This is a genomic window from Stenotrophomonas sp. (genome assembly GCF_032066555.1).
Lineage (GTDB): Bacteria > Pseudomonadota > Gammaproteobacteria > Xanthomonadales > Xanthomonadaceae > Stenotrophomonas.
Genome location: NZ_DAMBKV010000011.1, coordinates 93,497 through 107,786 on the forward strand (window position 1 = coordinate 93,497; position 14,290 = coordinate 107,786).

Annotated in this window: 13 protein-coding genes; 6 read left to right on the forward strand and 7 right to left on the reverse strand. The window is 65.7% G+C overall.

Annotated features, from left to right (window positions below; genetic code table 11):
- Nucleotides 1–375: 375 nt before the first annotated feature.
- The 4 genes from RT131_RS13610 to RT131_RS13625 form a co-directional block, all read right to left on the reverse strand.
- A complete protein-coding gene (locus RT131_RS13610) occupies nt 376–1,170 on the reverse strand; it encodes a MetQ/NlpA family ABC transporter substrate-binding protein (RefSeq protein ID WP_313173346.1) in 795 nt (264 codons plus the stop codon).
- 84 nt (nt 1,171–1,254) lie between these two features.
- Nucleotides 1,255–1,947 carry a methionine ABC transporter permease gene (locus RT131_RS13615; RefSeq protein WP_313173347.1) on the reverse strand — a complete coding sequence of 231 codons (693 nt, stop codon included), beginning with the start codon at nt 1,945–1,947 and terminating at the stop codon, nt 1,255–1,257.
- Complete coding sequence (locus RT131_RS13620) at nt 1,944–2,951, reverse strand: methionine ABC transporter ATP-binding protein (RefSeq protein ID WP_313173348.1); 1,008 nt, start codon at nt 2,949–2,951, stop codon at nt 1,944–1,946. Before RT131_RS13620 ends, RT131_RS13615 begins: the two co-directional genes overlap by 4 nt.
- A gap of 320 nt (nt 2,952–3,271) precedes the next feature.
- Nucleotides 3,272–4,168 carry a DMT family transporter gene (locus tag RT131_RS13625; RefSeq protein WP_282271380.1) on the reverse strand — a complete coding sequence of 299 codons (897 nt, stop codon included), beginning with the start codon at nt 4,166–4,168 and terminating at the stop codon, nt 3,272–3,274.
- Between the two features lie 92 nt (nt 4,169–4,260).
- Here RT131_RS13625 and RT131_RS13630 point away from each other — a divergent pair, with 92 nt between their 5' ends.
- The 5 genes from RT131_RS13630 to RT131_RS13650 all read left to right on the forward strand — a co-directional run bounded on the left by RT131_RS13630 (nt 4,261) and on the right by RT131_RS13650 (nt 8,548).
- Nucleotides 4,261–5,379: a serine hydrolase domain-containing protein gene (locus RT131_RS13630; protein WP_313173349.1), complete on the forward strand. Its 1,119-nt coding sequence runs from the start codon at nt 4,261–4,263 to the stop codon at nt 5,377–5,379.
- 92 nt (nt 5,380–5,471) lie between these two features.
- The gene (locus RT131_RS13635; RefSeq protein ID WP_313173350.1) at nt 5,472–6,353 is read left to right on the forward strand and encodes a DUF2145 domain-containing protein; all 882 of its coding nucleotides are present in this window, start codon (nt 5,472–5,474) and stop codon (nt 6,351–6,353) included.
- A complete protein-coding gene (locus RT131_RS13640) occupies nt 6,350–6,877 on the forward strand; it encodes a hypothetical protein (protein WP_313173351.1) in 528 nt (175 codons plus the stop codon). The genes RT131_RS13635 and RT131_RS13640 overlap by 4 nt, the downstream gene beginning before the upstream one ends.
- A 32-nt stretch (nt 6,878–6,909) precedes the next feature.
- Entirely contained in the window at nt 6,910–7,413 is a 504-nt protein-coding gene (locus RT131_RS13645) for a hypothetical protein (RefSeq protein ID WP_313173352.1), read from the forward strand.
- 568 nt (nt 7,414–7,981) lie between these two features.
- Complete coding sequence (locus tag RT131_RS13650; RefSeq protein ID WP_313173353.1) at nt 7,982–8,548, forward strand: queuosine precursor transporter; 567 nt, start codon at nt 7,982–7,984, stop codon at nt 8,546–8,548.
- Nucleotides 8,549–8,612: 64 nt separating this feature from the next.
- Here the strand turns inward: RT131_RS13650 and glnE are convergent, their stop codons facing one another.
- Nucleotides 8,613–11,462: a bifunctional [glutamate--ammonia ligase]-adenylyl-L-tyrosine phosphorylase/[glutamate--ammonia-ligase] adenylyltransferase gene (gene glnE, locus RT131_RS13655; protein ID WP_313173354.1), complete on the reverse strand. Its 2,850-nt coding sequence runs from the start codon at nt 11,460–11,462 to the stop codon at nt 8,613–8,615.
- A gap of 281 nt (nt 11,463–11,743) precedes the next feature.
- Here glnE and RT131_RS13660 point away from each other — a divergent pair, with 281 nt between their 5' ends.
- Nucleotides 11,744–13,258, forward strand: a complete 1,515-nt coding sequence (locus RT131_RS13660; protein ID WP_313173355.1) for an acetyl-CoA hydrolase/transferase family protein — start codon at nt 11,744–11,746, stop codon at nt 13,256–13,258.
- 279 nt (nt 13,259–13,537) lie between these two features.
- On the opposite strand, the gene RT131_RS13665 is transcribed toward RT131_RS13660, so the two are convergent.
- Together RT131_RS13665 and RT131_RS13670 are read right to left on the reverse strand one after the other, a co-directional pair.
- Entirely contained in the window at nt 13,538–13,873 is a 336-nt protein-coding gene (locus tag RT131_RS13665) for a YegP family protein (protein ID WP_282273201.1), read from the reverse strand.
- A gap of 129 nt (nt 13,874–14,002) precedes the next feature.
- Nucleotides 14,003–14,272: a GIY-YIG nuclease family protein gene (locus tag RT131_RS13670; RefSeq protein WP_313173356.1), complete on the reverse strand. Its 270-nt coding sequence runs from the start codon at nt 14,270–14,272 to the stop codon at nt 14,003–14,005.
- Nucleotides 14,273–14,290: the final 18 nt, after the last annotated feature.

Here is a 14,290-nt window from a genome sequence, read left to right on the forward strand (position 1 = left end):
TTACCGGCATTCCAGACCTGTAGTGCCGAGCCATGCTCGGCAGAGGCCTTACCGGCATTCCCAACCCGTAGTGCCGAGCCATGCTCGGCAGAGGCCTTACCGGCATTCCAGACCTGTAGTGCCGAGCCATGCTCGGCAGAGGCCTTACCGGGATACCAAACCTGCAGGAGCGGCGTAAGCCGCGAAGCAAGCGCACTTTCGGATCGCAATGTCGCGGGCTCCGGTGGCGATATCAGCTTCGCGGCTTACGCCGCTCCTACATGGATGTTACCGGGAGAGCCTCTGCCGAGCATGGCTCGGCACTACGGGTTGGGACTAGGCCCCTTGCCGAGCATGGCTCGGCACTACCGTGCGATCCCGGCCAAGCGGTGACGATCAGAACGCCGGCAGTACCGCGCCCTTGTACTTCTGCTCGATGAAGGACTTCACTTCCGGGCTGGTCAGGGCCTTGGCCAGCTTCTGCACGCGGGCGTCGTCCTTGTTGTCCGGGCGTGCGACCAGGAAGTTCACGTAGGGCGACTGGCTGCTTTCAATCGCCAGTGCGTCCTTGGTCGGATTCAGGCCGGCATCCAGCGCGTAGTTGGTGTTGATCAGGGCCAGGTCGACCTGGTCCAGCACGCGCGGCAGCATCGCCGAGTCCAGCTCGCGGAACTTGAGCTGCTTCGGGTTCTCGGTGATGTCACGTTGGGTCGACAGCGCGTTGCTCGGGTCCTTGAGCTTGATGACGCCAGCGGTGTCCAGCAGGATCAGCGCGCGGCTGTTGTTGCTGGGGTCGTTCGGGATAACCACGTCGGCACCGTTGGGCAGTTCTGCCAGCGACTTGAAACGACGGGAATAGGCACCGAAAGGTTCGATATGCACGCCGGTGACGGTGACCAGGTCGGTCTTGCGGTCCAGGTTATAGGCCTTCAGGTAAGGCTCGGTCTGGAAATAGTTGGCGTCCACCTGCTTCTGCACCAGCTGGTCGTTGGGCTGCACGTAGTCGTTGAACACGCGCACGTCGAGCTTGACGCCCTCCTTCTCCAGCAACGGCTTGACCACTTCCAGGATCTCGGCGTGCGGCACGGCAGTCGCGGCGACCACCAGCTTGGACTCGTCGGCGGCAGGCTTGGCGCAGGCCGACAGGGCCAGCACGGCGGCAATCAGGGGAAAGCTGAGCAGTTTGTTCATCGGTAACGTGATCCCGTGGGGAAGGATGGTGTGGACATACGCTAACAGGCCGGCGCGCTGCGCGCCGACCCTGCGGTCATTCCATTACTTGCGGCTGTAATGCGTAACCAGTCGGTCGCCGAGCATCTGCAGCAGCTGCACCAACACCAGCAGCAGCACCACGGTGACCAGTGCCACGTCGGTATGCGAGCGCTGGTAGCCGTCGCGGAAAGCCAGGTCGCCCAGCCCACCGGAACCAATCGCACCGCCCATCGCGGTGAAACCAATCAGCGCGATGGTGGTGACGGTCGCGCCAGCGATCAGGCCCGGTCGCGCTTCCGGCAGCAACACCTTGAAGACCAGTTGGCGGGTGGTCGCGCCCATCGCCTGGCTGGCTTCGATCACGCCACGGTCGACTTCACGCAACGCGGTTTCAACCAAGCGCGCGTAGAACGGTGCAGCGCCCACCACCAACGGCAGGATGGCGCCACGCACACCCAGCGAAGTGCCCATCATCGCCAGCGTCACCGGGATCAGCACGATCATCAGGATGATGAAGGGCACCGAGCGCAGCAGGTTCACCAGCAAGGCGGTGATGCCGTAGACCAGCGGCTTGCGGTGCAGCTGCGGCGAGCCGGTCAGGAACAGCAGCACGCCCAGCGGCAAACCAATCGCCAGGGTCAGCGGCAGCGAGCCCGCCAACATCAGCAAGGTGTCGATGGTGGCCTGGCCGATATCGGCCCACTTGCCCGCATCCAGGTGGCGGAAGAAGCCTTCGGCGGCAGTTGCAATGATCATCGGCGCAGCTCCTCGACGTGCACGCCGGCAGCGACGAAGGCCGCCTGCGCGGCATTCTGGTCGCCGCCCACCAGGGACACGGTCAGCTGGCCGTAGGGCGTGTCCTTGATGCGGTCGATACGGCCGGTCAGGATGTTGTAGTCCACTCCGGTGTCGCGGGCGATGCGCCCCAGCAGCGGCTCATAGGTGCCATCGCCGAGGAAGGTCAGGCGCACGATGCGGCCACCGACGGCGGCGTAATCGCGCAGCTGCTCGCCTTCGTCCACATGCTCGGATTCGGAGACGAAACGGCGCGTGGTCGGGTGCTGCGGGTGCAGGAATACCTCGGTGACCGGGCCCATTTCCACCATGTGGCCGGCATCGAGCACCGCAACGCGGTCGCAGACGCGGCGGATCACATCCATCTCATGGGTGATCAGCACGATGGTCAGGCCCAGCTCGCGGTTGATCTTGCCCAGCAGTGCCAGCACCGAGGCGGTGGTCTGTGGATCCAGCGCACTGGTGGCCTCGTCGCACAGCAGGATCTGCGGGCGCGTGGCCAGCGCGCGGGCAATGCCGACACGCTGCTTCTGCCCGCCGGACAGCTGCGAGGGGTACTTGGCTGCATGCGCTTCCAGCCCGACCATACGCAACAACTCGGCGACACGGGCATCGATCTCGGCCTTGGGCGTACCAGCCAATTCCAGCGGGAAGGCCACGTTGGCGGCCACGGTACGTGCCGACAGCAGGTTGAAGTGCTGGAAAATCATGCCGATGCGCCGGCGCAGGGTGCGCAGACCGTCGGCGTCCAGCGCGGTTGCGTCCTGGCCATCGATCAGCACCCGGCCACCGCTGGGCTCCTCCAAGCGGTTGATCAGGCGGATCAGGGTCGATTTGCCGGCACCGGAGTGGCCGATGATGCCGAACACTTCGCCGGCCTGGATCTTCAGGTCGAGCGGATGCAGCGCGGTGATCGCGCGGCCGTCGACGGCATAAGCTTTCTGCAGGTGCTGGAACTCGATCACTGCCAGGGCAACCGGAGGGCATAAGAAGGGGGCGTGCAGCCTAGCAGCGCCGGGCCGTCGGCGCGCGTGCCGCAAACCGGAATCTTATTCCTTTTGGTTCTAAGTTAAACCGATCGGGCCTGGGGTAATGCCCTTTGTGGGAGCGGCGTGAGCCGCGAGGCAGATAAACCACCAGATCGCGGTAGTGGCTGTTCATCTGGCATCGCCAGCTTCGCGGCTGGCGCCGCTTGAGCCGGCCGGTGAAGCCCCTGCCGAGCATGGCTCGGCACTACGCCCCCCCTTTGGCCAAGCCAAGGGGAGGACTGGGGAGGGGTAGGCTTTCAGGGATGATCGATCTGATCCGGCCGCTGCGCCCGCTGCACGCGTTCACGGTGCAGCAGGTACAGGCCACTGGCGACGATGATGCCGGCGCCGATCCAGGTCCAGCGGTCGGGCAGCTTCTGCCAGAGCAGCACGTCCCAGCCGATCACCCAGACCAGGCCGGTGTATTCCAGTGGCGCGATCATCGAGGCCTGGCCCAGCTGGAACGCGCGGGTCAGCGCGATCTGCCCCAGCGCCCCGGCCAGGCCCATGCCAGCTATCAGTGCGGCGTGCTTCCACTGCAGCGGCTGCCACTGCGGCCAGGCCAACAGGCCGGCGCCGATCGCCATGATCAACAGGAACCACACCACCATCGACTGCGGCGTATCCGTACGGGTCAGCAGGCTGACCGTGACCGCCGCGATTGCATAAGCCGTCGCCGCCAACAACACCATCAGGCCCGGGAACGAGATGAACCCGTCCACGCCCGGGCGCAGCACCACCAGCACGCCAATCAGTCCGATGCCGATGGCCACCCACCGGCGTGGCCCCACGTGCTCACCCAGCAAGGGCACCGACAATGCCGCCACCAGCAAGGGCGCGACGAAGTAGATCGTGTAGGCGGTGGACAGCGACAAGGTGCGCAAGGCATAGACAAAGCAACCGATCATCACCATGCCGAGCACGCCGCGCAGCAGATGCAGGCCCCAACGCACCGGGATGATCGAGCGCGGCCCGGCGGTGGCAAGCACCCATACAAGGACAAACGGCAACGAGGCGGCACCACGCAGCATGGTGACCTGCAAGGTGGGATAGCTGCTGGACAGCATCTTCATGCCGGCGTCCATGCAGGAGAAGAACGCGACGGCAGCCAGCATCCAGACGATGGCACGCACGGGGGATTTGGTAGGCGACATGCTCCCATTATCCGCTGCCCGGGCCCGGCTTGCAGACTGCCACCGGTAATGGTCGATGCTATGTTCTGGCCATCTGCAGCTGGAGCCCGAACATGCGCAAACCACTGAAGCACCCAAGCACCACGCCTCGCCTGCTGCGCCTTGCGCCGCTACTGCTCGCTGTATTGCCCTGGAGTGTCGCCGCCGCGCAGGCACCCAGCGCCGAAGCACTGGCACAGTTGGATGGCTTTGCGCTGGGGCTGCAGGCCGCCGGGCAGTTCTCGGGCACGGTGTTGATCGCCAGCGGCGATGACGTGGTCTTCGAGAAAGCCTATGGCACGCGCGATGAGCAGCAGGAAACACCGCTGCAGGTAAATGACCGCTTCAACCTGGCCTCGGCCGGCAAGATGTTCACCAGCGTGGCGATCCTGCAGCAGATCGCCGCCGGTCGCCTCAGCCTGGACAGCAAAGTCGGTGAGGTGCTCAAGGACTACCCCAACCGCCAGTTCGCCAATGAGGTGAGCGTGCGCCAGCTGCTGACACATAGCGCCGGTGCAGGGGATATCGATGAACTGTTTGGTGCAGAACACAGTGCCGATCGCGCGCGCCTGCGCAGCTTGGAGGACATGGTCGCGCTGCATGCCGGGCGAGCACCGGAGTTCGCGCCTGGCAGCGCGCAGAAGTACGGCAACTTCGGCTACCTGGTATTGGGGCGGATGCTGGAAGTCCTCTCCGGACAGGATTTCGAGAGCTACATCCGCCAGCACGTGCTGCAAGCGGCCGGCATGCAACATACCGGCTTCGTGGCTTGCGACGACCCCGCCGCCGATCTGGCACGGGCCTATGTGGAGGTGGATGGCAAGCGCGTGCGCAACTGCGCCACCCAACCCAGCCGTGGCCTGCCCGCCGGCGGCGAAGTCGGCAACGCGCGTGACATGTTCCGTTTCGTGCGGGCCTTGAATGCCGGCAAACTGCTGCCAGCAGCGCTGTTCGAACAAGCCACCCAGACCCAGCGCGAGTTCATGGGCCTGGGCTTTTTTGCCACCGGCTACGGCAAGGACGTGCCGGCCCGCGACTTCCGCTGGGGCCATGGTGGCAGCACCGACGGTATCTGCACCGACGTGCGCCATTACCCGGCAACCGGCGAGACGGTGATCGTGTTGTCCAACAAGGATGCACCGGCCTGTTTTGCGGTTTCCGGCCTGCTGCACGCGCAATGGAAGCAGCCGTGAACGAAAATCCCGCCAACGGCAGCTGCCGGCTCGTCGCACCTGCATCGGCTCCTAACGAATCTTTCCCAACCCCCATGCAAGGATGCGCGCCGATGAAACCTCGCACGACACTATTGCTGGCCGCCTCACTGAGCCTGGCCACCCTCGCCGCCCCGGCATTCGCGCAACCGGCCTGCAGCCCGCGCTATCCGCCGCCGACCACCATTGCCGCCATGTTCGACATGGCTGCGGTCACCGCCGATACGCTCGACGCCCTGCCCGGCGTGGATGTGGCTATCGCTGCGCGCGGCGGCCAGGACCTGAGCAAGTACGGGCTGCGCCACAGCCACCTCGCCTTCCTGGTGCGCAACGACAGCGGCAGCTGGGACGTAGTGCACCTGCTCAACCGCTGCAAGACCGACAGCTCGGACCTGTATCGCGAAGGCCTGGTCAACCTGGTCGGCGAGAGCTCGATAACCACCGACCTGCGCGTCGGCATTCCTACGCCAGAAGTACGTGCTGCACTGAAGACCCTGCTCGCCGGTGCCGCGCCACAGGCACGCGCACTGCATGAGCCGCGCTACAGCATGCTGGCCTACCCCGGCAGCAGCGAGTACCAGAACTCCAACCAATGGATCCTGGAAGTCGCCGCGGCGGCAATGGCGCGGGCCGCAGGCGATGCCCCCCTCGCTGACCGCGATACCGCCTTGGCCTGGCTCAAGCAGAAAGGCTATACGCCATCACGCATGCACATCGGCATCGGCAAGCGGCTGGGCGCACGCTTCCTTGCCGACAACGTGGCGGTCACCGACCACCCGGCCAGCGAGCGCATTTCCGGCAACTACTCGGTGGTGACTGTCGAGTCGGTGTTCGACTTCCTGCACCGTAGCGGTGCGCTGGAGCGCGAACTCGCCGTTGCCCACCAGACATCCCTACCGGCGATGGCCGGAGGCAACAGGCAAGCCCCCATGCCACAACAGGAAGTTACGCCATGAACCACTTGATCAAGCGCAGTGCCCTCGCCTTTGCCGTCACCCTTTCCCTGGCCGTGGCTCCAGCCCAGGTGCGGGCCGGCGAACCTCACCTCAATGGCTCCGAGGTCTCGATGCTGGTGACCGGCTCCAGCGTGGTGATGGTGGTGTCCGGCCCCATCTTCCTGTCCGCCGCAGGTGTGCGCGGCGCGGCCGACATGTCCAAGGAATCCAGCGAACGTCGCGACGAAAAGCGCCGCGCCAGTGCCGGGAAACTGCCGGATCTGGAGGTCACATCCGTGGATACCGCCGCCGATGGTGGTCGTCGCGTCGTCCTCGAAGACCCTGCGAACGTCGAGAACCGCGCGACCCTGCAGTGGCCAAAGCGCGAGGATGACCCGGCTGCAGGTTTCACCGTGGGTACGAAGATCGCGTTCCAGCCCAGCCCGCAAGGTGCAGGCTGGATGCTGCGCAACCCGGAAGGCGCGGCGCTGGCGTTCGTGCCCACCATCGAGGCGGTGGATGAAAGCCGCACCGGCACGCTTTGATTTTTTATTCGCGGTACTTGAGGAACGCCCCCATGAAATCAACGTTTTCCCTGTTGGCCTGCGGCGCAGCCATCAGTGCGCTGTTGGCAATCGCACCCGCTTATGCCGGTGACGGCTTGAATCGATCCGAGGTCTCCACGCTGGTGACCTCGGCCGGCGCATCGATGCTGGTGTCCGCCCCCTTGCTGCTGGCCGCATCGGTTGCCGACAAGTCGTCCACGGCCTCCACTGGACGCCAGGCAGGTCGCATCAGCGCCGGCCCGCTGCCGGACATGAAGGTCGAAGCGATTACCGAGGATGCCGATGGCGGCCGCAGTGTCGCGCTGGCGGATCCCCTGGATGCGGCCAACACCGCATCACTGCATTGGCCGCAGCGCGAGGACAACCCGGCCGCCAATTTCGTGCTCGGGCAGACCGTGGCGTTTACACCAAGCCCACAGGGTGCGGGTTGGATGTTGCGTGCGGAAGATGGTGCGGTGCTTACCTTTGTACCGGCGATTGAGGCGGCGTCGGTAAGTCATAGCGGGAAGCTTTGAGGGTGTAGTGCTTTGAGGCTGTGGTGCTTGAAGGCTGCAGATCGTAGAAAAGTCTGATGCCTCCCTTCTCCCGCTTGCGGGGTTAAGAACAGGCGTTTACGAGCCAAAGGCTCGTGACTGTTCGTACGCCCCGCGTGCTACGCGGGGCCGGGGCGCGAAGCGAGGTGCCCGAAGAGCCTGCCCCCGCGAAGGCGGGGGGCGGATGAGGGTTTTTTGGCTTTGGCTTTGGCTTGGGCGTTGGGCTTTTGCTTCTTGAAGCCTCTATACAAGCCCGGCCAAACGCACAGGCAAAAGCCACCCTCACCCCAACCCCCGCTCCGCGCCCCGGCCCTTGCGCTGGCGCAAGGTCGTTCGAATGGCTGCGAACCTTTGGTTCGCAAGCAGCCCTTCTCACCCCGCGTGCGGGAGAGGGGCTCTGGTTCTCTGGATCGCAGGCTGCATGCACGCCTGCCGCCTTGACATCCATCTCGGCCACAGCCGCTACAATGGCCACTGACCTGCCCTCCCGGGCACGGCCCTTCCCCTCCTCTATCGATGCAGTGCCTGGCGGCGCTGCCTGTGCCCGTTCATGTCCTCACATCCGTCCATCCGCCTCGCTCCGCTGACCCCAACCTCACTATTGCTGGCCGTGCTGGCAATGGGGGCCGTGGTGCTGGGCTCGAACGTGCTGGTGCAGTACCCGATCAATGACTGGCTCACCTGGGGCGCGTTCAGCTACCCGATCGCCTTCCTGGTCAGCAACCTGATCAACCGCCGCTTTGGCCCGCAGGCGGCACGCCGCGTTGCCTGGGCCGGTTTTGCGGTGGCGGTGGTGCTGTCGGTGTGGATTGCCACGCCGCGCATCGCGGTGGCCTCGTGCTCGGCCTTCATCGTCGCGCAGCTGCTGGACATCACCGTGTTTGACCGGCTGCGCGCCGGCAACTGGTGGCGTGCACCGATGGTGGCCACCACCTGCAGCGCCACCGTCGATACCGCCATCTTCTGGTCCATCGCCTTTGCCGGCTCGCAGCTGCCGTGGGTCAGCTGGGCCGCAGGCGACCTGGCAGTGAAGCTGGCCATCGGCGTCTGCCTGCTGGCCCCGTTCCGCGCCCTGCTGTGGAAAATGGCGCCTTTGAAGGCAGGAACCAGAAGTTAGGAACTAGAAACCAGTAGAGCCGGAGCCAGCAGCTGGGAACCAGTGACCTGCGGCTTCGCCCTCTCTACGTTGCTGGTTCCCTGATCTCTGGTTCCTGGCCTTTCGCCAGCGGGAAAGGCAGGCCCTGGGCAATTGCCGCGGCCGTGATGGCCGCGCAGGCAGCCTCGATTTCAGGTGTGGGCGTGGCAATGCGCGGGCGCCGGTCCAGGGTGCAGGACAGGCCCACGTCCAGCAGCGTGGCATGCGCGTCGTGCAGGGCCACCGCGGTATCGCCCGGCAACCAACCGGCGGCGGCCAGCGCGGCGATCAGGAATGGCGTCTCGCGCGGCTCGCATAGTGCCGGGTGATGCTGGGCCTGCGACAACACGCCGGTCTGCAGCACGAACTCCAGGTCCACCAGCCCACCTGTGCCCTGCTTCAGGTCCAGCCGCGCCGCGTCACTGCGGTCCAGCTCGGCCCGCATGCGCGCGCGCATCTTCAGCACGTCACCGAACAACGTGCCCTGATCGCGCCCGCGGCCCAGGGTGCTGCTGCGTACCTGCTCGAAATCGGCCAGCAGCGAGGCATCACCGGCCACCCCACGGGCACGCACCAGCGCCTGATGCTCCCAGGTCCAGGCGCGCTCGCGCTGGTATTCGGTATAGCTGGCCAGCGACGACACCAGTGCGCCCTTGCCGCCGTCCGGGCGCAGCCGCACGTCGATGTCGTACAAGCGGCCGGCGGCAGTCACCGCGCCGAGCAGGGCCATCACCTTCTGCGCCAGACGCGCGAACCAGCGGCCGGGGTCCAGCGGACGCGGGCCGTCGCTGGCCTCTACGCCGGCCGGACTGTCATACAGGAAGACCAGGTCCAGGTCCGAGCCGAACCCCAGCTCGACGCCGCCCAGGCTGCCGTAGCCGATGATGGCAAAGCGCCCGGCGGGGATTTCACCGTGGGCCTGGCGCATGTCGGCCAGCGCCATCTGCAATACCGTCACCACCACCGCATCGGCCAGTTGCGCCAGCTGGCGGGTGCAATCCACCGCGCGTTGGCGGCCATCGTGGAACGCCAGCGCCATGCGAAAGCTCAGCGCCAGGCGTACTTCGTTGAGCGCGCGCAGGGCGGCTTCCGGGTCGTCGATGGCCAACGCGCTGGCGCAGGCGTCGTGCATCTCCTGCGCCTCGGGCATGGGCCCGGCCACGCGCGTGTCCAGCAGCTCATCCAGCAGCAGCGGGAAGGCCACCAGCCGCTCGGACAGCAGGGCGCTGCGTGCCAGCACGTTGACCAATCGCGTCAACGCACTGGGCTGCTCGTCCAGCAACGCCAGGTAGCTGGTGCGGCGCAGGATGGACGCCAGCAGGCCGAGCACGCGGCGCAGCGCGGCGTCGGGCTGGGGCGAGCGGGTGGCGGCGTGCAGCAGCGCCGGCAGCACCCGGTCCAGGCGCGCGCGGGCGCTGTCGGACAGCGACTTCACCCCCAGCGACTGGGCAAACTCGCGCAGCGATTGGTCGGCGCCATTGGCATCGGCAAACCCGGCCTCGGCCAGCACCTCGGCGCTGCCGCCGCCAGGCAATACCCGCCAATAACTGGACAGCACGTCCGGCGCCGCCTGGCCCTGGCGCGGCGCCAGCAGTGCCCCGAATTCGACGCTGACGCGCTCGCGCTGTTCGTTCAAGGCTGCAAGCAAGGCCTCCCAGTCCGGATAACCCAGCCCAAGCGCGATGCGGAGGCGATCCAGCGGATCGTTGGGCAGGCAATGGGTCTGTGCATCACGCAGCATCTGCAGGCGGTTCTCCACGCGGCGCAGGAAGCGATAGGCCTGGATCAGGTCATCACCATCGCTGGCCGCCATCTGCCCGCCGTCGACCAGCGCGCGCAGTGCCGGCAACAGGCGGCGCTCGCGCAGGGCCGGCTCGCGGCCGCCCCGGATCAGCTGCAGTGCCTGCGCCAGGAACTCGATCTCGCGGATGCCGCCGGGGCCGCGCTTGATGTCGTCCAGCCGGTCCTTGCGCGCGACCTCGGCGGTGATCGCCGCCTTCATCTCACGCAGGCCATCGAGTGCGGTGAAATCAAGGTAGCGGCGGTAAACGAACGGCCGCAGCGTCTCCAGCCAGGCCTCACCGGCAGCGATGTCGCCGGCCACCGCGCGCGCCTTGATCCAGGCGTAGCGTTCCCAATCGCGACCTTCGCGCTGGAAATACTGGTCCATGCCCGCGAACGACAATGCCACCCGCCCGGCGCTGCCGAACGGGCGCAGGCGCAGATCGACGCGGTGGCTGAAGCCTTCGGCGGTGGTTTCATCAAGCAGCCGCGCCAAGCGCTGGCCCAGGCGCGCGAAGTACTCCTCGGCAGCCAGCGGACGGGCGCCATCGGACTCGCCGTTGTGCGGATAGGCATAGACCAGATCGATATCGGAGGAGAAGTTCAGCTCACCGCCGCCGAGCTTGCCCAGCCCGAACACCACCAGCCGCTGTGCGCTGCCATCGGCGTCGCGGACCACGCCATGACGGCTGGCGAACTCCTGCTCCAGCGCGTCCAGGCCCAGCTGCAGGCATTCCTCGGCCAGGCGGGTGGCGCCCGCCAGGGTGGCATCGACATCGTCGAGTTCGAGCAGATCGCGCCAGATCAGCCGGGTCGAGGCGGCGGCGCGGTAGCGGCGCAGCTGGGTCGGCCAGGCCGTGGGCTGCAACGGGTCCAGCATGGGTAATGGCAGTGGCGCGGGATCGGCCTGGGCCAATAGTTGCAGCAGTTCCGGCTGCCGGCACAGGGTATCGATGGCGAAATCGCTGGCAACCGCCAGTTGCCGCAAACCGGCCTCGAATGCGGGCGAGAGCGGCCATTGCACCGGATCCGGCGCGGCCAGCTTCAGTCGGGCCAAGGCGCGTTCGATTACAGGCTGAACAGATTCAGGTGCTGCGGGGGCGATTTGGTTCATCCGCCGATTCTGGCATCCGCGGGCCAGCGGTCGCCATCTCCGCCGATCAGGCAATAAAAAAGCCCGCTGACAGCGAACTGTCAGCGGGCTTTGCTCCCTCCCCCACGTCGGGATGCAGGGCGATCCTGCGGGCTGCGCGAACAACTTGCACGCTGCAGTGCAAAACAATACTGGGGAGTACAAGAGCACTGGAACCGCAAAGACCATCCCACCAAGGTAGAACCCCCCTGTTCACCCCGATCCGCGATAATCAGCCATCCCCCCAACAAACCGTAGTCGTCATGTCTGTCGAACGCATCCTGGACCCGCGCCTGCGCGACCGCATCGTTTCCGCCGAACAAGCCGCAGCCTTCATCCAGCCCGGCGAAACCGTGGCCATGAGCGGCTTCACCGGTTCCGGCTATCCCAAGGCGGTGCCGCTGGCGCTGGCACAGCGCATTGAAGACGTGCACGCCGCAGGCCAGCCGTTCAAGATCAAGCTGATGACGGGCGCGTCGACCGCACCGGAACTGGATGGTGCGCTGGCCAAGGCCGATGCCATCGCCATGCGCATGCCGTTCCAGACCGACCCGGATGCGCGCAAGCGCATCAACGAAGGCAAGCTCGATTACATCGACATCCACCTTTCCCATGTCGCCCAGCACGTGTGGTTCGGTTTTTACGGTGAGATCGACACGGCGGTGATCGAAGTCTCGGCGATCCGCGAAGACGGTTCGCTGGTGCCCTCCACCTCGGTCGGCAACAACAAGACCTGGCTGGACCTGGCCAAGAAGGTGATCATCGAGGTCAACGAGTGGCAGCCTGCGGACATCGAGGGCATGCACGACATCTACTACGGCACCGCGCTGCCGCCGCACCGCAAGCCGATCCCGCTGATCCATGCCAACGACCGTATCGGCCAGACCACGTTGAGCGTGGACCCGGACAAGATCGTGGCGGTGGTGCGCACCAACGGCCCGGACCGCAACAGCCCGTTCAAGCCGATCGATGAGGACAGCCGCCAGATTGCCGGCTACCTGATCGAATTCCTCAAGCACGAAGTGGCCAAGGGCCGCCTGCCGGCCAACCTGCTGCCGTTGCAGTCGGGGGTGGGCAATATTCCCAATGCGGTGCTGGCCGGCCTGGCCGAAAGCGGCCTGCGCGGCCTGACCTCGTTCACCGAGGTGATCCAGGACGGCATGCTGGACCTGCTCAAGTCCGGCGTGCTGGATTACGCCTCGTGCACCGGTTTCGCGCTGAGCCCGGAAGCCAACGAGGAGTTCAAGCGCAACATCAAGTTCTACCGTGAGCGCATCATCATGCGCACGCAGGAGATCTCCAACCATCCGGAACTGGTGCGCCGCCTGGGCTGCATCGGCATGAACGGCATGATCGAGGTGGACCTGTACGGCAACGTCAACTCCACCCACGTGATGGGCAGCCGCATCATGAACGGCATTGGCGGTTCGGGTGACTTCACCCGCAACGGCTTCCTGTCCACCTTCCTGAGCCCGTCGACGGCCAAGGGCGGTTCGATCTCGGCGATCGTGCCGATGGTCAGCCATGTCGACCACACCGAACACGATGTCTCGATCATCGTCACCGAGCAGGGCCTGGCCGATCTGCGCGGCCTGCCGCCGCGTGCGCGGGCGCGCCAGGTGATCGACAACTGTGCGCACCCGGATTACCGCGACCAGCTCAACGACTACTTCGACCGCGCCTGCCGCGACAGCTACGGCAAGCACACCCCGCACCTGTTGCCCGAAGCCCTGTCCTGGCACCAGCGCTACATCGACACCGGCAGCATGAAGGCCTGAGACCAGCCCTGTAGTGCCGAGCCATGCTCGGCAGGAGCTTTACCAGGAAAGCCCGATCTGTAGTGCCGAGCCATGCTCGGCAAGGGCTTTACCAGGAAAGCCCGATCTGTAGTGCCGAGCCATGCTCGGCAAGGGCCTTACCAGGAAGCTCCGATCTGTAGTGCCGAGCCATGCTCGGCAGGGGCTTTACCGGGAGAGCTTCTGCCGAGCATGGCTCGGCACTACAAATGAAAAACCCCGGCTTGTCCGGGGTTTTTCAGCACAACAGCAACAACGCCGCTACGCAGTCTTGTCCTTGATCGTGGTGCTGGGACCATTGCCCTTGACGCTGGTGATGCCAGCTTCGCGCGCGGCCTGCGAGGCATACATCTGGCTGCTGCCGATCACCTGGTGGTTGGCTGCTTTCAGATTGAAATGGTAGCGCCCGTCACTGGCGGTCTTGCGCTCGTAATGCGCTTCATCCGGGCTGTTCTTCTGCACCGAGGCGATGCCGTTCTCCGCGCCCGCACGCGTGGTGTAACGCTCGCTGGTCAGGATGACCTCGGCGTTGCCTGCCTTGAGCACGAAGTAAAACTGGCCGTCACTGCTCTTGTCCAACTCGTACCAACCTGCCATCGCAATACCCCACTTGAGGATGATGCCGGCACGCCGCCGCCCTGCTTGCGCAGCCGCATGCGTGGCTGTTGCCCGGATGACCGGACGTTGGAAGCCGCCAACTACCGCGGCTACAGGTACGACTCTACCTCAATCTTCTGTCCGTTCCAGCCAAGCCAGCTTGCGCTCTCGTGGCAGCTGCTTGATCTGCCATTCGGCACGGGACGCGGCCGAACGGTCGGCATAGGCGCGGCGGGCCAGGATCCGCAGCGGCGGGTGCGCGCGGGTATAGCGCGCACCCTTGCCGGCGACATGGGCCAGGAACCGGGCCTCCACATCGGTACTGATACCTGCGTAGTAGCTGCCATCGCGGCATTCCAGCAGATACACAAACCAACTGCCCTTCACCCGCGCCTGCACCTGCTCCTGCTCCTGCTC